Genomic DNA, 19,319 nt, shown 5'->3' with positions numbered 1-19,319 from the left:
GCACCAAAATTCTGATCCTGATACTAAGGACAAAAGATGACAATCACGTCGCAAACGGGCGAAACTCACAGCCCGGCACCTGCGCGCAAACCAGCGAAGCAGAAGGGCGGAGGATTCCTCCGCTATCTGATTACCCGCTTCCTGTTGATCATTCCCACCGTTTTCATCCTCATCACGGTGGTCTTCTTCCTCATGCGCGTAACCGGTGACCCGATTACCGCTGCCATGGGTGGACGTCTAACTCCAGACCAATTGGCCATACGAATTCATGAGGCCGGCTATGATCGCCCGGTTCTCATCCAGTACATCGAATACCTAGGCCAGGTGTTCACCGGAAATCTCGGACGCACCATGAGCGATAACCGTGCTGTCACCGAGGTCTTGGTGACCTATGGCGCAGCTACCTTAGAACTTGCGGTTAACGCGGTACTCGTCGCGTTGCTTGTAGGCATCCCCTTGGGTCTGGTCGCGGCAAAATTCCGTGACCGCTACCCGGATGCAGTCCTGCGCATCCTGGCGATCCTCTCCTATGCGACCCCGGTCTTCTTCGCCGGCCTGCTGCTCAAGCTGATCTTCGGGGTGTGGCTGGATTGGCTCCCGATCAACGGTCGTGCCGATTGGCAGACCGAACTTGCGCTGACCGGTCTGCAAAACCCTTCTGGCATTTATTGGCTGGATGCCCTGCGCAGCGGTAACCTGAACGCCTTCGGCGACGTAGCCGCCCACGCGGTGCTCCCGGCGTTGGCCTTGGGGTTGCTGACCGGTGGGGTGTTCCTGCGTCTGGTGCGCACCAACGCGATTGGCACACTGGGACGAGAATATGTTGAAGCCGGACGTTCACGCGGCGTCAGCGAATTCCGCCTGGTTACCAAGCACGCTTACCGCCCGGCATTGATTCCCATCATCACCGTGATGGGGTTGCAGATCGCCATGCTGCTCGGCGGCGCGGTGCTCACCGAAACCACCTTCGAGTGGGCCGGGCTCGGCTTCAAGCTGGCCGAGTACCTCACCGCCCGAGACTTCGTCGCGGTACAGGGCATCGTAGTGGTGCTGGCCATTATCGTGGCGGTCACCAACTTCATTGTTGACGTCCTTGCGGCCCTGATCGACCCGAGAGTCAGGTACTAATCATGAGCATCCCTTCGATTGCCTCGGCCCGAAAGTCCTGGTTCGCCCGGCTTCCGGTCGTTTCACACCTGCGCATGTCCTCTGGTCTCCAGCGCGGCATGTTGATCGCCGGCCTTGCACTTTCGGCGTTGTTTATTTTCTCGGCCCTCTTCGCCCCGTTGATTGCTCCCTTTGATTTCGCCCAGTCATCAGATATGTCCGGCGACTTCCCGCGCCAGGCGGCTCCCGATGACAAGTTCATTTGGGGGACCACCGTCACCGGCTACGATGTCTTCTCCCGCACCATGTACGGTGCGCGAACTGCGATCTGGGTGATTATCGCCGCGGTGCTGATGTCGCTGTTCGTCGGAGTGCTGTTGGGCCTGATCTCCGGCTACCTCGGTGGCTGGTTTGACCGCATCATGGTGGTGCTCGCCGACGCGATCTACGCATTCCCGTCACTCTTGCTGGCCATCGTGATGTCCATCGTCATCTCACAGGGCCAATCGAGCCTCTGGGGCGGCATCATGGCGGCGGCAATATCCATTACCGTGGTCTTCATCCCGCAGTACTTCCGCGTGGTGCGCGCCGAGGTGATGCGCCTGAAAGCCGAACCTTTCGTTGAATCGGCGCAGGTCATCGGTGCCAGCCCGTGGCGCGTGATGACCACGCACCTATTGCGCAACTCGACGCGCACCTTGCCGTTGATCTTCACCCTGAACGCCACCGAAGCGCTGTTGACGCTTGCCGGCCTGGGCTTCCTCGGATTCGGCATCGAACCGACCGCCGCGTCCGAATGGGGCTTCGACCTGAACCGCGCGATGTCCGACGCGACCAGCGGCATCTGGTGGACCGGGCTGTTCCCAGGTCTTGCCATCGTGCTCACGGTCATGGGCCTGACCCTGGTCGGCGAATCGATGAATGACCTCAACGATCCACGGCTGCGTCGTTTCAGCCGCAAGAAGGCACAACGCATCACGCAGGCAGGAGCCGCACGGTGAGTAACAATCTGAAAACTGACATGAACGCCACAGAGAATGTGTTGCGCATCGAGAACCTGAATGTCGACTTTGTCACGGATGCGGGGGCCGTCCCTGCGGTCCGCGGCGTGGATTTGTCGGTCAAGCCAGGGGAGATCCTGGCCATCGTCGGCGAATCCGGATCGGGTAAGTCGGTGACCGCGCGCACCGCCTTGGGGATCTTGGCGGAAAATGGTGCCTCGCATGGCGCTGTCTACCTGAAGGGCCAGAATATGCTGACCCTCCAGGGGTCCGCATTGCGGGCGGCTCGCGGACGAGACGTGTCGATGATCTTTCAGGAGCCATCCACCGCACTGAACCCGGTGTACACCGTTGGCTGGCAAATCATGGAGGGCATCCGTGCACACACCAAGCTGTCGAAAAAGGAAGCCAAGGCGCGCGCCGTCGAGGCGATGCGCCAGGTAGGCATTCCGGATCCGGAACAACGCGTGGATTACTATCCGCACCAGTTCTCCGGCGGGCAGAAGCAGCGTGTGGTGATCGCCGCGGCGCTGGCGCTGGAACCCGATTTGATCGTGGCCGATGAGCCGACCACCGCGCTGGATGTCACGGTGCAGGCCGAAATCCTGGCTCTGCTGCGGAACCTGCGCGATGAGCTGGGGACCGCAATTGTGATCATCACCCACAACATGGGCGTGGTGGCAGACATCGCGGACCGGGTCATCGTGATGAACCAAGGGCAGATTGTCGAACAAGCAACTTCGCGTGAGCTGTTCGAGAACCCGCAGGACGAGTACACCAGAACGCTGCTGGCGGCCGTACCGCATCTGGGACGCAATTCCGCCTCTGCCGGCCTGGAAGAGCGGCCCCACGCCCAAGCCGAAGTGCTCGTGGAGGCCAAGGGGCTACGGGTGCATTTCCCTGGACGTCTCGGAGCTCCTGGATTCACCGCGGTGGACGGAGTGGATCTGAAGATTCACGCCGGTGAGGTTTATGGACTGGTGGGCGAGTCAGGGTCTGGAAAAACAACCATCGGGCGCAGCATCGCCGGGCTCAATAGGATCACCGATGGTTCGCTGCAGGTGCTCGGCTATGAAATGGCGCAGTTCAAGGAACGCAGCTTCAAGCCGCTGCGCAAGCAGATCGGTTTCGTTTTCCAGGATCCCGCGGCGAGCTTCAACCCGCATCTGACCGTGGGGGAGTGCGTGGCCGAACCGTTGAACGTGCACCGAGAACTGAACCCTTCACAGACTCGGTCAAAGGTCGCTGCGCTCTTGGAATCCGTGCAGCTGCCCGGAGGCTTTGCCGATCGGTACCCGCATGAGCTTTCTGGCGGTCAACGTCAGCGAGCTTCCTTGGCGCGGGCCTTGGCGCTGGAACCTAAGCTGCTGATCGCCGATGAGCCCACGAGCGCGCTGGACGTGTCAGTGCAGGCGAAGGTACTCGAACTATTCCGTGAATTGCAGGCGGAACTAGGATTCGCCGCGTTGTTCGTCTCCCACGACCTCGCAGTGGTTGACCTGTTGGCTTCGTGGGTGGGCGTCTTGTTCCGGGGTTCATTGATCGAGGAGGGGTTAGGCTCCAAGGTGCTTTCCGCGCCGCAAAATGCCTACACTCAGCGTTTGATCGCGTCCCTGCCAGTTCCGGATCCTCGCGAACAAGCCGTGCGACGAAAGATCATTGAAGAATTGAACGGCGCCTAGCCTGGATTCTAGATTTTGCCCCGACATCCTTTTTCAGGTTGTCGGGGCAACGTCACTTAATGGGAAATACACGAGATGACCACGTAAACTAAACATCATGAGCGAGCCGAACACTACTGCCCCTATCGAGGAATTCGACCCGCATGCAAGTTCTCTGCCAGGGGAAGTTGAGCAAGAAGTCCTCGACGAGTTGTACGCCATCCGTGGAAGCATCGATAACTTCGATGCCCAGTTGGTGTATCTGCTTGCCGAACGTTTTAAGGCCACACAACGCGTGGGTCTGCTTAAAGCACGTCATGACCTGCCGCCCAGCGATCTCAATCGTGAAAAAGCGCAGATTCAGCGCTTGCGCACCTTGGCTCACGAGGCACACCTTGACCCGGAGTTTGCCGAGAAGTTTTTGAACTTCATCATCTCCGAGGTCATTCGCCACCATCAGAACATTTCTGACGCGCATAAAAATGACTGAACCAAGTGACGATTTCGCCCGTTCGGATGTCTTCGTCACCTCGTTCTGCCAATTTCCCGGTCAAGATCCGTTGGAGATTCACAAGGTTATCCGCGGGGAACTAGGCGAACCGAATCTGGCGGTTTTCCCGCAATTAGTGGACCGCGGCATGGGTTCCGATGCACTGGGCCGAAGCGCCAGCATGGTCAGCGACATGGGCTTTGACCTGCAACCGCATGGTTGGCGCATCGGGGTCACCGATGGGATTGATGCCCGTCGGGCGCGGAGCTTGTTGCGCAGCGACGAAAACCTCTTGGCTGATGTCATCGGCGCCGAGAAGAAACCAGCGACGCGACTGAAGATTTCGACCCTTGGGCCGTGGTCATTGGCGGCAGGGCTCTACCTGCAGCACGGTGAACGGATCCTGATTGATCACGGGGCACGCCGGGATGTCTTGGAGGCTTATGCCGACGGGGTGAAGCAGCAGCTCCTGCGGATGCGCGGGAGCACCACGATTCAAAGATTTACGGTGCAGCTCGATGAGCCGCAGCTGCCCGCTGTGCTTGACGGCGCATTGCCCACCGCCAGCGGATATCGCACTTTACGCTCCATTCCACGACAGGAGGTGCGCGAGGTTTACTCCCGGTTTGTGCAGACGCTTGCCGAGGTCGAAGGCACGCAAATAGTCGTTAATCTGCCCAGCGCCGATGAGCAGTGGATCAAACGCGTGGACATCTTGCATCAGGCCGGTGTGCAAGGGTATGTGATCGATCCGGCGCGAATGGATCACCGCTCATGGGAGCGCGTCGCAGCTTTGGTGGAAACCGGGGCGCAGATTTACCTTCAGCTACTTGAACCGGGCAAGCGTGCCCCGGGAGTTGTCGACGGGGTGAACAAGGTGCTCCGGCCGTGGCGGCAGCTTGGCCTGCCGTTGACGCAGTTAGGCCAGCTGACGCTGATGCCCGCAGGCACGTTTGCCAACGCGAGTGCAAATCAGGTGGTTGAATGCCTGCAACATTTAACCGGTTATGCCCAAGCTTTGGAGCAAACGCGGGTTGACGCGTAGCGGAATCCTTGATTTGTGCGGTCACAGCACGAAAACGGGGGTGTGTCATGTATCTTAGGAAGAGTGGGGAAAGTAAAAGTACCCGTATAGGCGACGTGGGTGACGCCACTGTTTTCGGTTTCAGGGGGATGTTGTATGAAGTTTCGGATTTTAGTCGTCGATGATGACGAGGCGTTGTCGGAGATGATCGGCATCGTCTTGCAGAATGATGGTTTCGAAGCATCATTTTGCTACGACGGATCCGGCGCAATCGAGGCATTCCGCGAAGCTAATCCCGACCTGGTTCTGTTAGACCTGATGTTGCCTGGAATTGACGGCATCGAGGTCTGCAAGCAGATTCGTGCGGAGTCGGACGTTCCGGTGGTCATGCTGACCGCAAAATCTGATACCGCAGATGTTGTTCGCGGCTTGGAATCCGGGGCTGACGACTATGTGCCCAAGCCCTTTAAGCCAGCAGAGCTGGTAGCGCGCGTTCGAGCCCGGTTGCGCCCGAATGAAACGCATGTGGCAGAAACTCTGACCGTGGGGGACGTGACAATCGATGTCGCCGGGCACCGCGTGACCCGCGCTGGTAATCAGGTCTCCCTCACCCCACTTGAATTCGATCTATTGGTCACCATGGCACGTAAACCGTGGCAGGTCTTCAGCCGCGAGCAGCTCTTGGAAGCTGTATGGGGTTACCGACACGCAGCCGATACGCGCCTGGTGAACGTTCACGTGCAGCGATTGCGGTCCAAAATTGAATTAGACCCTGAAAAACCACAGGTCATTCAGACCATTCGCGGTGTGGGTTACAAGGCTGGTACGGCAAGTTGAGTGAACACGCCACGACCGGAAGCGAGATTGCACCGGTCGAAGTGCGTGCTCAAATTCCTCCGGTAGCTCCTGCATTCTTGAGGGTAAGGCTTTGGGTCAAACGACCTATTGAATGGATTCGGCAGCGCTGGCAGCGCCACCTGATGTATCGCACGGTGATTTCGACCTTGCTCTTTACCTCCTTGGCGCTGTTGGCAGCCGGCGCTTTTTTGTCCAACCAGATTTCCTCCGCGCTATTCAGCGAGCGGTTTAATCAGATTTCAAAAGAATCTGAACGTGGTCTGGCTCAGGCGCGTTCAATTCTTGAATCTGCCTCCACAACCGACCGTGTTTCTACCCAGTCCTTGGTGAACTCGACCTTGGCGACGCTAGAAGGCGACGGAGCCACGGTGATCCGTGACTTTGTGCTCAAACCAATTCCGGTCGCAGGTGATGAAAACCTGTATGTAGGACCCACCGCTTCTGGCTCATTGACTACCCGGGTAGTCCCAGACGACCTGGCCGAAAGTGTGCAGAGCGATTCGGGGATTTTTTGGCGTTCAATTGAGCTTGGCGTTGGTTCGGAGATTCAGCCAGGCATCATCATCGGCACCAAGGTGTTGATCCCTCCGGGCCGTGAATATGGGCTGTACTTGGTCTATGACTTATCCAGCGTGCAGGACACCCTGGAATTCATCAACCGTGCCATGGCCTTTACCGGTCTGGTCTTGTTGCTAGTCGTTGGCTTTATTTCCTGGTCTGTATCCCGCACCGTAGTGCGTCCAGTTGCAGACGCGGCGTATGTATCCGAACGGATTGCCTCGGGCGATCTCGACCGGAGGATGAAGGTTGCTGGCAAGGATGAAGTCGCCAGACTCGGTACTGCCTTCAATCACATGGCGCACTCGCTGCAAGAACAGATTACCCAGCTCAATCACCTCTCGGCCATGCAGCAACGTTTCGTTTCCGATGTTTCCCACGAATTGCGAACCCCGCTGACCACAGTGCGTATGGCCGCTGAGCTAATTCACGATGCTCGCGAGAACTTTGATCCGCTCACCGCCCGTTCGGCGGAGCTCATGTATGAGCAGATTGAACGTTTCCAGAACCTACTCAATGACCTCTTGGAAGTGTCCAGATTCGACGCCGGCGTTGCGGTCCTTGATCGAGAGTCCACCGACCTGAACGTCATTGTACGAAAGGTGATCGACACCGCCACGCCCGTGGCCGATGAATATGGCTCGATTATCCGGTTCAACGCCCCGGCAGAGGGATGCGTGGCGGAATTCGACCCGCGCCGAGTTGAGCGTGTGGTGCGAAACCTCGTGCTAAACGCCGTAGAACACGGCGAACAGAACCCCATCGATATCACCATCGGCCAGAACGAAAGCTCGGTCGCGGTGACCGTGCGAGACTACGGCATCGGGATGAGTCCCGAGGCCTGCAAACATGTTTTCGATCGCTTCTGGCGTGCGGACCCGGCACGTGCCCGGACTACCGGCGGCTCGGGGTTGGGCCTGTCCATTTCAATGGAAGATACCCGGTTGCATGACGGACGCCTGGAAGCCTGGGGAAAGAAGGGCGTGGGCTCGGCATTCCGCTTGACCTTGCCGCGGACCGCGCACGACGCGATTACCTCATCCCCACTTCCATTGGAACCTCCGGTGACGGAAGAAATTCTCGGTCTGCTCGGTGATTCCTTCCCGTTGACCGGTGAGGTGCCGAAGATCGGCTACACGCCGTTGATCTTGGACGACGAAGATATTCTTATCGAGGACGAAATCTTCCCCAAGCCGGTGGATCCATCCGAGAATCCGGGGGAGGGCAAATAATGCGCTTACGGTTGCTGAGAGTTCTAACTATCGTATTTACCGGGCTGCTCATACTTTCAAGCTGCGCCGCCATCCCACGTAATTCGACCGTGCAGAAGATTGAAGCCGAATCCGACCAGGGCGAATCGCAGCCTTTTCGCTTTGATGCCCAAGGGCCAACGGAAGGTGCAGATGCACGCCGTATCGTCGAAGGGTTCGTCGAAGCTGGACGATCGGTCCTCGAAGATTATGCGCTTTCGCGGGAATTCATGACCCCAGAGTTGGGGGCCGACTGGCGCGGGAATACCCGCACGCTGATCTATGAGGCGATGAACGTACTCACCGGTGCCGAAAGTAACCGATACACGGTGCAACTGGAAATATCTGGTGAGGTTGACGCGATGGGTGTTTACACCCAAGAACCAGAGCATTCAACGCGCGCCGTGGACGTGGAACTTACCCAGGTGGATAACCAATGGCGGATTTCCAATGCGCCGGACGGGATCATGCTGGAATCGAGTTCCTTCAGCAAGATCTTCGCTCCGCAAACTATTTATTTCTACGACGCCAGCTACCAATATTTGGTGCCCGATGTCCGCTGGTTTACCTCTGGCGCGGGTACGACGACGTCTATGGTGGAGGCCTTATTGGCTGGTCCGGCGCCATATCTGCAGAACGCCGTCGTTTCGGCCTTTTCTCCGGCAAGTACGCTCGTGCGTTCGGCGGTGCCGGTGCGAGATGGAACGGCGACGGTTGATCTCAGCGCCGAGAGCCTCAGCGATGCCTCTGATCATGCGAAACAGCTCATGCAGCAGCAACTTGAAAAAACGTTATCGCCCTTGTCCTCCGTGAGCATTGTGCGCATGCTTCAAGATGAAACCGAAGTGACCTTGGGCTCGCCGTCGGCAAACTTTGTGCCGGCGCTGATCAATCCGAGTACCCCGGACACACTGATCGCGATTTCCAATGAATCGCTGGTTTACGTCAAAGGACGATCGATCATCCCCGTTGGCGGAGTCCCGGACATTTCGGCGTTCCACCCGCGCCATCCTGCCATGTCAGCGGTGGGGAATCGGTATGCCTTCCTCAATGGCAAGGGCACGCAATTGATGACGATCAGCGAGAGCGGAAGCGTCAGCGTGGCCGCTCAAGGCGGCGCCTTAATCCGCCCCTCGATGGACATCGCGGGCTGGACCTGGACGGCTGACAACACCGCGGAGCATCCGCTGCTGGTGGTGCCCGAAGATGTGGCCGGGCAGGGAGAAGTGCGCCCGATTAGCGTCTCCTGGCTCGAAGACACCAAAATCAGTTCCTTGGCTATTTCGCGTGATGGCGCACGTGCGCTGATCGTGGCCGAAGAGAATGACGAAGCTAAAGTATACGTCGCCGGCATCGTGCGTGACGCCGATGGTGTGCCACGCGGACTGACCGACGAGCCGATGGAAATCTTCCCAGATGTGCCAGTTTCCACCGCCGTATGGGACTCGGATCGTTCAATCATTGTGGCCGAGTTGAGCGCAACCGAACAGGTTGCAGCGGAACAAATCACTTTCGAGCATGGATCTGAACGGTTGGGTCTGCTGCTCGGCATGAGCGGCATAACCTCGGGTGTCGGAGATCGCCGACCGGTGTATGCCGAAACGAGCGAGGAACTTTACACGCGGGTGGGCAATTCATGGCATGCGCTCGATGACTACGCCAAAGACGTCGCATACCCGGGCTGAATTCACAATTGGTGAGACATCTTCCAGCGCAAGGCGGTTGCAGCGACATCCTTGAAGCATGTCACTCCAACGCCGTTCCGCTGGCTTACTTGATGCGCTGGTTCATGCGCGGAGCGCCGGATGGATCATTCACTCGGTGCGCGAGACGCTGAACCTACTTTTACCTACGAGTTGCGCAATTTGCGAGCGTGCGGATTTTAGGCTTTGCCCCGAATGCCGGCACAAGATTCATCAGCAGCTGTTTTTACCACCATTGGGGGATCAGCTGCAGTTCTATATTGAGCTGCCCAGTACGCAGTGGCAGCTGCCGGTCAGCGCCAGCGGTATCTACAGCAACGAACTGGCGCGAGCTATCTTGGCCTACAAGAATCAACAACGTCATTTCTTGGGCCAAGAGTTCGCTCCTTTCCTGGCCGCGGCGATTAATATTGCTTGTCCTCCTAGAGTATTGGGCCAGCCTACGTTGGTGGTTCCCATGCCCAGCTCCGTGCGTGCCCTGAGCACGCGCGGTTATCGACCAGTAGAGGTCATGCTGAAAATGGCACAGCGCCAGAGGCTGCTCGGGGAGCACACTCGGACCTCACCGGTACTTCACTATCGTTTCCGTCAGCTTCTTGGTGGGCAGCAGAAGAGCAAAGCTGGGCCCGCGCGGCGAAGCGGTGACTCGCGGCTGATTGCGGAAATTCCGAAGTATTCGGGACAGCCGATAATTCTCGTCGACGACGTCACGACCACGGGGTCCACCCTTCGCAGTGCGGCGCTGGCTTGCTTTGAAGCAGGCTACGACGTGATTGGAGCCGTGGTTCTCGCATTCACAAAACCACCTAGCGATGACGAGGACTAGCCGATTTCGCTGAACGCGATATGAAATCTGGCTGTTTGGTACTTGAATCCTGCCGGATGTGGCATAGGGTGAAGTATGGGTTGCATCACAGATGCAGCGAAGGCCCATCTTCAGCCTTTGGGGGAGGAAAACCCCGGGCTGTTGTGTCACCCGACTCCCTATTGGAGGACACCATGGAGCTGAATTACAGCGGACGTAATATCACCGTCTCGGATCGATTCCGTGAGTACGTTGACGAGAAAATCACCAAGGTCGACCAGCTGGCCAGCAAGATTCAGCGCATCGATGTGAAAGTCGTCAAGGAAGCACACGCCCGCAACCAGAGCACCGCGCTTAGCGTCGAACTGACGGTCGTTTCACGGGGCCCCGCAATTCGTGCGGAAGCTCGCGGAGCAGATAAATTTGCGGCGTTCGACATCGCATTCGCAAAGCTCCTCGAAAGATTGCGCAAGGCACGGGATAAGCGGAAGGTTCATCGTGGAAACCATGCGCCAATCGCTGTCCACGAGGCGACTAGCTCGCTACCCGTAGCTCCAAGCGACAAATCTTTGGTGCAGGAGACGCTCGAAGCCCAGGCAAATGCTGAAGCCGAGGCAAACGCGAAGGAAGCGGAGTATTCGCCGGTCGTCATTCGCCGCAAGGTCTTCCCCGCTGAAGTCATGAGCGTTGATGACGCAGTTGATCGCATGGAACTCGTTGGGCACCCCTTCTATCTGTTTATCGATGAAGCCACCGGCGCTCATTCGGTCGTCTACGGACGTACCCAGTACCAGTACGGCGTCATCACCCTCGACCCGTCATTGGGTGAAAACGACGAATTGCCAACCGAAGTTCGCGGTTACCGCGATAAGGCCCTGGCTAACGAGGGCTAATCATTAACAACTCTCACGACCTGGGCGGTCAACGCACTCTGGGCTTATCTCAAGCACGAAGAATTGCGTTGGCCGCCCAAGGTCTGTCTCGACCACGCAAGCAGACCAAGGTTTCCAAGCGCCACCTTGTGGGGGTTCTTGACGCAATCGGGCAATTGCAGATTGACTCGATAAACGTCGTCAGCAGGGCGCACTATATTCCATTGTTCGCTCGACTTGGTCACTACGACACCCAACTGCTGGATGCCTTGGTGTCGCAACGGCATGGACCGGCAACCGAATACTGGGCACATGAGGCAAGCTATGTGCGTAGCGAGCTCGTGGCAGATCTCGTGCCCTGGCAACGCCGGCGCTGGGTTGATCGTTCGGAACAATTCGATGGCGATTTGAAGGACCTGAGTGCCCGGGTAATCGAGCACCTCTCGTTGCACCCGGGTACTAGCGCACGCCAGCTCAGTGCCTCGCTGGGAGTCAATCCCATGAAGGATCGAAACCACTGGGGATGGAACTGGAATGACACCAAGATTGTCACCGAAGCATTATTTGCGCAGGGCAGGATTCTTGCATTGGGTCGAAACACGCAGTTCGAGCGATTATTCGCACTGAGCCAGGATGTCTTGCCGGAGCTGCCGGCGGTCGACCAAGAGCATAAATATCAGGCGCTACGTCGGCTAGTCGTAGAGTCCTTGACCGCTCAAGGCATTGGTACAAAGCATTGCGTTGCCGAATACTTCAGATTGCCAATTCGTGAGGTTCAGGCAGCTCTGGAATCCATGGCTGACGAGGGACTGGTGGAACGCGTGCAAGTTGAACGAGTGACAGAGACGTGTTTCATGATCCCCGGTACGAAAATCCCTCGGAGAATCGCACCGGATCTGCGCTTATTGGCGCCATTTGATTCGATGGTGTTCAACCGCAAGCGGCTGGAACGCTTCTTTGATTTCGAATACCGAGTCGAAATCTATGTTCCCAAAGAGAAGCGTCGCTATGGTTATTATGTTTTCCCAATGCTTTACGGGGAGCGCTTCGTTGGTAGGGTCGATTTGAAAGCCGACCGCGCGAAGGGCGAATTGCAGGTAAATTCGGTGCATTATGAGGCGCACGCACCGAACGAAGTTGCTGCTGCCTTGGAAATTGAACTCGGACGAATGGCGCGCTGGCTTGCCTTAGACAACGTGAAATACAGGCTGTGAACAGCCTGTTAGCGCAGTTCCTATTTGCATGCAGAACACCAAACCGCCCCGGGAAATAGCAAGTTGTGCTGTTTTCCTCACGTAGACTAAAGACGCCAGAATTTACTGTGCTTGAGATATTGGGAGCTACCACGTGGCATCATTGCTAGAACGTATTTTGCGTACCGGCGACAAGAAGATTCTAAAGACTCTTCGAGCTTACGCCGACACGATCAATACGTTGGAAGACGAATTTCGCGACATGTCGGACGAGGAGCTTAAAGCCGAGACCGATAAGTTCCGTGCTCGTTTAGCAGAAGGCGAAACTCTTGAAGCATTGCTTCCGGAAGCTTTCGCGGCCGTTCGCGAGGCCTCAGACCGAGTTCTGGGCATGCGCCACTTCGACGTGCAGCTCATGGGTGGCGCTGCACTGCACCTGGGTAATATCGCAGAAATGCGTACCGGTGAAGGTAAGACCCTGGTTGCGACTGCGCCGGCTTATCTGAATGCCCTGTCCGGTAAGGGCGTGCACGTGGTGACCACCAACGACTTCCTCGCGCAGTATCAGTCGGATCTTATGGGTCGTGTTTTCCGATTCCTCGGCTTGAGCTGTGGTTGCATCTTGTCCAATATGGATCCAGCCGCGCGGCGTAAACAATACGAGAACGACATTACCTACGGAACGAACAATGAATTCGGATTCGATTACCTGCGCGACAACATGGCATGGAATAAGACCGAACTTGTCCAGCGCGGACACAACTTTGTAATCGTCGATGAGGTCGACTCGATTCTGATCGACGAGGCACGTACGCCATTGATCATTTCGGGCCAAGCATCAGGCGACGTGAACCGTTGGTACACCGAATTCGCCAAGATCGTCAAACGCCTCGACCGTGAGGATGACTATGAAGTCGACGAAAAGAAGCGCACCATCGGTGTGCTGGAAGACGGTATCGAGAAGGTCGAAGACTATCTTGGCATCGACAACCTGTACGAATCGAATAACACCCCGCTGATCGGTTTCCTGAACAACGCTATTAAAGCCAAGGAACTGTTCAAAAAAGACAAGGACTACGTCGTTGTCAAGGACGAAGTCATGATCGTCGATGAGCACACCGGACGCGCCCTTGAGGGCCGCCGCTATTCCGAAGGCATGCATCAGGCCATCGAAGCCAAGGAAGGTGTCAGCATTAAGGCTGAGAATCAGACCTTGGCGACCATCACCTTGCAGAACTACTTCCGCATGTACGACAAGATCTCGGGCATGACCGGTACCGCGCAGACTGAAGCCGCCGAATTCATGGGTACCTACAAGCTCGGTGTCGTCGAGATTCCAACAAACCGCCCGGCCATTCGAAACGATCAGGCCGACCTGATCTACAAGAATGAAGTTTCCAAATTCAATGCGGTCGTCGAAGACATCGCCGAACGTCACGGAACCGGACAGCCCATCCTGGTGGGTACCACCAGCGTTGAAAAAAGCGAATATCTGTCGCGGCTGCTCTCCAAGGGCGGCATTCGCCACGAGGTGCTGAACGCTAAACAGCACGCACGCGAAGCTGCAGTCGTTGCCATGGCGGGTCGTAAAAATGGCGTCACCGTCTCCACCAACATGGCCGGACGTGGTACCGATATCATGCTCGGCGGCAACGCCGAGTTCCTGGCCGTCGCCGAAATGGAACGCCGAGGATTGGATCCGGAGAACCATCCGGAGGAGTACAACAAGGTCTGGGACGAGGTCTTTGCGAAAGCCAAGGCCACCGTGGCTAGCGAAGCCGATGAGGTCACTGCGCTCGGTGGGCTGTACGTGCTTGGCACCGAGCGCCACGAATCGCGGCGTATCGACAACCAGCTGCGTGGTCGTGCGGGTCGTCAGGGTGACCCGGGTGAGTCCCGTTTCTACCTCTCGATGACCGATGACCTGATGCGGCGGTTCAACTCCGGCATGGCTGAACGCATCATGAATAATCCGTCGATGCCAGACGAGGTGGCCCTGGAATCTAAAATGGTCTCCAAGGCCATCGAGTCCGCGCAGGCGCAGGTCGAGGGAGTAAACGCCGAACAGCGTAAGAACGTGCTGAAATACGATGACGTGATGAACCGTCAGCGTGAAGCAATCTACGCCGACCGCCGCGCGATCCTAGAAGGCGAGAATATCGACGAGAAGGTCAGCCACTTCCTCGAAGACGTCGTGAAATCCATGGTCAACGAGGTCACTCTGGTTGGCAACCCGGATGATTGGGACCTGAAGCAGCTGTGGACAAACCTCAAGCAGCTTTACCCGATCGGCCTCACTGTCGATGAAGTGGTCGAGGAGGTGCACGGCGTTGGGCATCTAACTCCACAGTTCCTTGAAACCGAGATCCTCTCGGACGCTAAGTACCAGTATGAACTGCGCGAAAAGGCCATCGGCTCCGAGGTCTTGCGAGATCTCGAACGCCGCGTCGTGCTTTCCACGATCGGTCGCAAGTGGCAAGAGCACCTGTACGAGATGGACTATCTCAAGGAAGGCATCGGTCTGCGTGCCATGGCTCAGCGCGATCCGTTGGTTGAATACCAGCGCGAGGGATACACCATGTTCCAGACCATGATGGAATCCATCCGTGAAGAAAGCATCGGAACACTCTTCAACCTCGACGTGCCAGCCGGATCGGAAACGAGTCAGGAATCCTCCGGTGCAGTGGGCGAACCGGCCGTTCCGAAGAACTTGCAGTTCACCGGGCCTGACGAGGACGGCGAAGCCAGTACCCAGGCCAAGCAAGCTTCGAACCCGGCCAAAAAGAACAAGAAAAGTAAGCGCCGCTAAAGCATTTCCACACTGGTGATTTGCCATCGTCCGTGCCATGGCTCAATTCTGAGAGCTACGGCGCGGACGCGGTGTTTAAAGGCCACGATGACCGAGCATTCGTAGGCACCGGATATCGTAGGCCACAAATGCAGCGAACGTACCTCGCCGTGGCTGGTGCCCGGCATCGGCTGGACGGTGTAGCCACCGGTTTGCAGAATTGCCTGCGAACGAAGCTTTTTTACGCATTCGGGGTCCATGACAAAAGCCAATTGGCTCACCGAACGATATCCAGCGATGATCTCGAAGATCGCTCGGGACACCGCATGAGAGAGTTCGACGACGGTCTTGCGCTCGGATGGTGCAATCGCCGGTCGATGAAATATGCGATCCATGGCCAACGAAATTTGCTGTGGCGATCTGTTGGCGTTGGGCTGGCGATGTTCTGCGGTGAAGCGTAGCGGTGTGTTTGGGCAGCTGCCTGCCCTGCTATTTCTTGTCCGGTTGGCAAGCAGCTCTGACTCGATGCTCACGGTGTTTTCCTCCCTAGTCGGTTTTGGGCAACTGCAGTTCGATACCAAGCCGCAGCAGATTTGGGTCCTCCCCGATCACCTGGCGGTTCAACTCATATATTTGCGGCCAAAGCTCGGCAATCTCGGCAGGCGATCCGTGTCTGTTGAGCAAGTCGTTGGCGATGCTCCATAAGGTTTGTCCAGATGCGACGACTACATGATCCGGTTGCGCAGAGGCACTTTTTCGGTCATTCCCGGATCCCAGAAGTCGGTTCATAGGAATGCTCAGTGAGCCAGGAAACCAGCCCGGTGTTGGGATTTCGGTATTTGGCTGTGCTGAGGCAGTTTCTGGGCTGTGTGGCAAAGATGCCAGCTCTCCGGTTTGGTGGTGCGAGATATCCGGGTGAGGAGTCGTCGCGCCGTTGGCAATGCCGGTTCCGGACAGTGCCAACGTTGTTCCTAAGATCGGGCCCACTGCACGGTGAGCCAAGCTTGGGGCCAACCGGATCAACAATTCCAAGAAGCCGCCATGCCCGTGGCGTGCCGCGTTAAATGCCGCGCGCAGGAGAGCATAAAAAATCAGGTACGCACCAAAGAGGACTCCGGTGCCAAGCAGAAATAACACCAGCAAGTTCTGCGACATGTCGCCAGCTGGATCGAAGTGGGGCCGTGAACGTACGGCCCATTCGGCCAAGGCCAACAGGATGACCAACGTTGCACCAGTCAGCAGGCCGACCATGAAAGTCTTCCTTAAGCGGAACATCCATCTCGCCTCTTTTTATGTAATTTGATGCAGTTTGCTGTAGTTAGATATAGATGATGACACTTTAATTGATTTTATGGAAGAGGGTTTCCCGAAAAACTCTTCTCTCGTACAGTGGGCGCATGCGATGGGATTCCCTTTTTGAAGATCTTGAGGCCCAGGCCGAAGCCCAACTGGCGGCACAGTTCCGCGAAGAGGTAGCGGAAAGTATTCGTATCGAACGAGCTACAGAGCAAATGCATGAGCGCTTGCTTCGGCTTCAAGGATCGGCAGTTGCCCTGAAGCTGGCCGGCGAATACGAAATAAACGCAAGGCTTGGCCCCATCGGTAGAGAATATTTCTGCCTCGAAAATGAAGGCAAGCGTTGGCTGGTGAAGAATTTGGCGCTGCGTTCACTGGAAATGAATCAGATCGGTTCTAACCTCGCAGGGCGCTTGTCGCCAGTAAAGTTCTCCACCGTGGTTCGCGGCGTGCTGCGTGATCGCCAGCGAACCTTGGCATATGACATCAACGGCAAGCCAGTAGCCGAAGGAACCTTGTCGCAGGTAGGTAAAGACTTTCTCATCATTGCGCTTCATCCCAGAGACGATTACGCGCGTGATCGCAGTATCACCGGCTATCAGCTCCTGCCGCTAGATACGGTCGGCTGGGTCCAAGTCGTCGATGTCTAATAATCCACAGGCCCCGGAATAGGTCTTCACACCAACCGAAACTTGTCGTAGGCTCTCGAAACAAGTAGCTAGCGCGGGCAAAGGACAGAGCATGAGCGGCGAACAGAACACCGGCACGACCCGTTCTGCTAGCGCACCGCGAGTAAAGCGACCGACGTGGAAGGACCCGAGATTGGCCCTGGGCGCGGTCCTGGTCGTGGCTTCAGTGGTTGGCACGGTTTATCTCGTGCGCGAACTGAACCACACCACAGAGGTTTATGTAGCCGGAGCAAACATCACTCTGGGAGAAGAACTCTCGACGCAAAATCTTCGAACTGAGAATGTGAAACTCGGGGAATCCGGTGTTCAATACCTCGAAGCGAATCCGGAGCTCATTACCAACGCCCGCGCCAATACCTTCATTGGAGCCGGTGAGTTCATCCCGAACGACTCCATTACGCACAACGAATTGGGCTCCCGCCGGCCAATCAATATTGATCTGCCAGCGGATCTTACGCCGGCGATTACCCCGGGTAGTTTCGTCGATGTATGGATTGCCCAACGTGAAAAGGGCGGTTCGGCGTACGGAGTTCCAGAACAGTTGGCAAGCATGGTGGAAGTCTCTGCACGGGTTGCCCGCGCAGGGGGACTCGTGAATCAAAACGGTACCAATCTGGAGCTGCTCGTCGAACCCGACCATCTCGAGCCATTGCTTCAAGCCTTGGCTAACGAATCGAGAATTATCGTGATCTACAATCCAGCCGGTACCCAGCAATGAGTATCTCGGTGGTGGTCTTGGGAAATGGTGAACACGTTGTCCGCCAAATCGAAGGGTATCGCGGCGAGTTGATGGTCACTCGCGTATGTGAAGATATTGCGGAGGCCGTTGCGGCCTGTGCGGTGGGCGCAACAGACGTGCTGTTGGTGTCCGGTCGGGAGCTGCTGCCGCCACTGGAACAGATCGACGCGGTGATTTCGCAACAAACGGTGCTGGTACTGCTGGACGAAAAACCTCGAAGCGGTGGCACCACCCAAGGAATGCTCGAAGTAATTGAGAGCGTTCCAATGCTGGAGCTAGAACTACTCGTGGTGCAGGCGCTTCGTGAATTGACGCATCCCGATGAGTTAGACGAAGCACAGGTCACCGAGGCCTCCGCGCAAGCGACATTGTCGACCGGAAAAATTGTCTGCTTTTGGGGCGCGGCGGGTGCACCGGGCCGAAGCACGGTGGCGCTGAACTACGCTGTGGAAGCCGCGCTCTCAGGAAAAACGGTGGTGATACTGGACGCCGATACTTTTGCCGCGTCCATTTCCATACAGCTGGGTCTGCTCGATGAATCCGCATCTATCGCGCAGCTTTGTCGCGTGATTGACTCGGGATCACGCGAACCTGCAAGGTTGGATGCAACTTGCTTGAGCGTCGAAGTTGGTACTGCGATACTCAAAGTAGCCACCGGTCTGCCCCGGTCAAGCAGGTGGCCGGAGGTGAGAGCCTCTGCGCTACGTCGTGCGACAAGTGTCTTGCGTGAACACAATGATTTGGTGGTGCTTGATGTCGCATCGCAGGTGGAAATGGACGAACAACTGAGCTTTGACACCCAAGCGCCTCAGCGCAACGCGGTCACCGTGGAGATGCTTCGCTGTTCGGATGAAGTATTTATGGTTGTCGCCGCAGATAGCGTAGGGATCCCGCGCGCCCTTCGAGCGATCGATGAATTGGAAGATCAAGTCCCCGGAGTGAGTCTGCAGATTGTTTTCAATAAACTCGGTGCTGCGAATACCGGGCATAGCCCCAAACGGCGTCTCCTGGAAACCTGGGATCGGTTCGGGCCCAATCATTGCATCGCTGGATACCTGCCCCAAGACGTGGTGAGCTGCAATGCGGCGCTACTAGCCGGATCGCCCTTGGCTGAAATCGCCCCTAAGAGTACATTGCGTACTGAAATACGAGGTTTGCTGGGCATTAAATCCACGGAAAAGAGACGGAAGCGACTGAGTCGTCGAATCGGCTGAAACCTTGAACTTTGGTACTCGAAAACACGGTAGTGTGGTTTCTATCGGAGATCCGCAAAGACGCGGATTAA

General features: G+C 56.8%; 17 protein-coding genes. 15 read left to right on the top strand and 2 right to left on the bottom strand.

Annotated elements, in window-relative coordinates:
• The first annotated feature begins 36 nt into the window (after positions 1-36).
• From CQ017_RS03220 to secA, 12 genes are all read left to right on the top strand, one after another.
• On the top strand, positions 37-1,128 hold the full coding sequence (locus tag CQ017_RS03220; RefSeq protein WP_105552460.1) for an ABC transporter permease: 1,092 nt from the start codon (positions 37-39) through the stop codon (positions 1,126-1,128).
• Between the two features lie 2 nt (positions 1,129-1,130).
• A complete protein-coding gene (locus CQ017_RS03215; RefSeq protein ID WP_105552459.1) occupies positions 1,131-2,108 on the top strand; it encodes an ABC transporter permease in 978 nt (325 codons plus the stop codon).
• 20 nt (positions 2,109-2,128) lie between these two features.
• A complete protein-coding gene (locus tag CQ017_RS03210) occupies positions 2,129-3,790 on the top strand; it encodes an ABC transporter ATP-binding protein (RefSeq protein WP_105552458.1) in 1,662 nt (553 codons plus the stop codon).
• A 97-nt stretch (positions 3,791-3,887) separates the two neighbouring features.
• Positions 3,888-4,259, top strand: a complete 372-nt coding sequence (locus tag CQ017_RS03205) for a chorismate mutase (protein ID WP_096286604.1) — start codon at positions 3,888-3,890, stop codon at positions 4,257-4,259.
• Entirely contained in the window at positions 4,252-5,304 is a 1,053-nt protein-coding gene (locus CQ017_RS03200; protein ID WP_105552457.1) for a hypothetical protein, read from the top strand. The genes CQ017_RS03205 and CQ017_RS03200 overlap by 8 nt, the downstream gene beginning before the upstream one ends.
• Positions 5,305-5,439: 135 nt before the next feature.
• Positions 5,440-6,120 carry an MtrAB system response regulator MtrA gene (gene mtrA / locus CQ017_RS03195; RefSeq protein ID WP_105552456.1) on the top strand — a complete coding sequence of 227 codons (681 nt, stop codon included), beginning with the start codon at positions 5,440-5,442 and terminating at the stop codon, positions 6,118-6,120.
• A gap of 77 nt (positions 6,121-6,197) precedes the next feature.
• On the top strand, positions 6,198-7,931 hold the full coding sequence (gene mtrB, locus CQ017_RS03190) for an MtrAB system histidine kinase MtrB (protein WP_258133473.1): 1,734 nt from the start codon (positions 6,198-6,200) through the stop codon (positions 7,929-7,931).
• 89 nt (positions 7,932-8,020) lie between these two features.
• Positions 8,021-9,634 (top strand): LpqB family beta-propeller domain-containing protein, encoded by a 1,614-nt coding sequence (locus tag CQ017_RS03185; RefSeq protein WP_181148226.1) that lies wholly within the window; start codon positions 8,021-8,023, stop codon positions 9,632-9,634.
• Between the two features lie 136 nt (positions 9,635-9,770).
• Positions 9,771-10,478 carry a ComF family protein gene (locus CQ017_RS03180; protein ID WP_105552453.1) on the top strand — a complete coding sequence of 236 codons (708 nt, stop codon included), beginning with the start codon at positions 9,771-9,773 and terminating at the stop codon, positions 10,476-10,478.
• A 173-nt stretch (positions 10,479-10,651) separates the two neighbouring features.
• Complete coding sequence (hpf, locus tag CQ017_RS03175) at positions 10,652-11,350, top strand: ribosome hibernation-promoting factor, HPF/YfiA family (RefSeq protein WP_105552452.1); 699 nt, start codon at positions 10,652-10,654, stop codon at positions 11,348-11,350.
• Positions 11,351-11,418: 68 nt separating this feature from the next.
• Positions 11,419-12,543, top strand: coding sequence for a winged helix-turn-helix domain-containing protein (locus CQ017_RS03170; protein WP_181150484.1), 1,125 nt, complete (start codon positions 11,419-11,421; stop codon positions 12,541-12,543).
• Between the two features lie 133 nt (positions 12,544-12,676).
• The gene (secA, locus tag CQ017_RS03165; protein ID WP_105552450.1) at positions 12,677-15,331 is read left to right on the top strand and encodes a preprotein translocase subunit SecA; all 2,655 of its coding nucleotides are present in this window, start codon (positions 12,677-12,679) and stop codon (positions 15,329-15,331) included.
• On the opposite strand, the gene CQ017_RS03160 is transcribed toward secA, so the two are convergent.
• Positions 15,328-15,843: an Rv3235 family protein gene (locus CQ017_RS03160; RefSeq protein WP_146112415.1), complete on the bottom strand. Its 516-nt coding sequence runs from the start codon at positions 15,841-15,843 to the stop codon at positions 15,328-15,330. The genes secA and CQ017_RS03160 overlap by 4 nt on opposite strands.
• Positions 15,844-15,856: 13 nt before the next feature.
• Positions 15,857-16,561 (bottom strand): LysM peptidoglycan-binding domain-containing protein, encoded by a 705-nt coding sequence (locus CQ017_RS03155; protein ID WP_105552448.1) that lies wholly within the window; start codon positions 16,559-16,561, stop codon positions 15,857-15,859.
• Between the two features lie 146 nt (positions 16,562-16,707).
• Between CQ017_RS03155 and CQ017_RS03150 the strand changes: the two genes are divergently transcribed.
• From CQ017_RS03150 to CQ017_RS03140, 3 genes are all read left to right on the top strand, one after another.
• A complete protein-coding gene (locus CQ017_RS03150) occupies positions 16,708-17,256 on the top strand; it encodes a hypothetical protein (protein WP_105552447.1) in 549 nt (182 codons plus the stop codon).
• 172 nt (positions 17,257-17,428) lie between these two features.
• Positions 17,429-18,013 (top strand): hypothetical protein, encoded by a 585-nt coding sequence (locus CQ017_RS03145; RefSeq protein ID WP_105552446.1) that lies wholly within the window; start codon positions 17,429-17,431, stop codon positions 18,011-18,013.
• A complete protein-coding gene (locus CQ017_RS03140) occupies positions 18,010-19,248 on the top strand; it encodes a hypothetical protein (protein ID WP_105649571.1) in 1,239 nt (412 codons plus the stop codon). Before CQ017_RS03145 ends, CQ017_RS03140 begins: the two co-directional genes overlap by 4 nt.
• Positions 19,249-19,319 lie beyond the last annotated feature (71 nt).

This window comes from Arthrobacter sp. MYb224 (genome assembly GCF_002975455.1).
Lineage (GTDB): Bacteria > Actinomycetota > Actinomycetes > Actinomycetales > Micrococcaceae > Glutamicibacter.
This window is presented reverse-complemented; position numbering and strand designations above follow the sequence as displayed.

Excerpts from the sequence above, each read along its gene's own strand:
- mtrA (WP_105552456.1), top strand. The coding sequence starts at position 5,440 with ATGAAGTTTCGGATTTTAGTCGTCGATGATGACGAGGCGTTGTCGGAG.
- hpf (WP_105552452.1), top strand. The coding sequence starts at position 10,652 with ATGGAGCTGAATTACAGCGGACGTAATATCACCGTCTCGGATCGATTC.
- CQ017_RS03155 (WP_105552448.1), bottom strand. The coding sequence starts at position 16,561 with ATGGTCGGCCTGCTGACTGGTGCAACGTTGGTCATCCTGTTGGCCTTG.
- CQ017_RS03220 (WP_105552460.1), top strand. The coding sequence starts at position 37 with ATGACAATCACGTCGCAAACGGGCGAAACTCACAGCCCGGCACCTGCG.
- CQ017_RS03215 (WP_105552459.1), top strand. The coding sequence starts at position 1,131 with ATGAGCATCCCTTCGATTGCCTCGGCCCGAAAGTCCTGGTTCGCCCGG.
- CQ017_RS03140 (WP_105649571.1), top strand. The coding sequence starts at position 18,010 with ATGAGTATCTCGGTGGTGGTCTTGGGAAATGGTGAACACGTTGTCCGC.
- CQ017_RS03210 (WP_105552458.1), top strand. The coding sequence starts at position 2,129 with ATGAACGCCACAGAGAATGTGTTGCGCATCGAGAACCTGAATGTCGAC.
- CQ017_RS03205 (WP_096286604.1), top strand. The coding sequence starts at position 3,888 with ATGAGCGAGCCGAACACTACTGCCCCTATCGAGGAATTCGACCCGCAT.
- CQ017_RS03200 (WP_105552457.1), top strand. The coding sequence starts at position 4,252 with ATGACTGAACCAAGTGACGATTTCGCCCGTTCGGATGTCTTCGTCACC.
- CQ017_RS03150 (WP_105552447.1), top strand. The coding sequence starts at position 16,708 with ATGCGATGGGATTCCCTTTTTGAAGATCTTGAGGCCCAGGCCGAAGCC.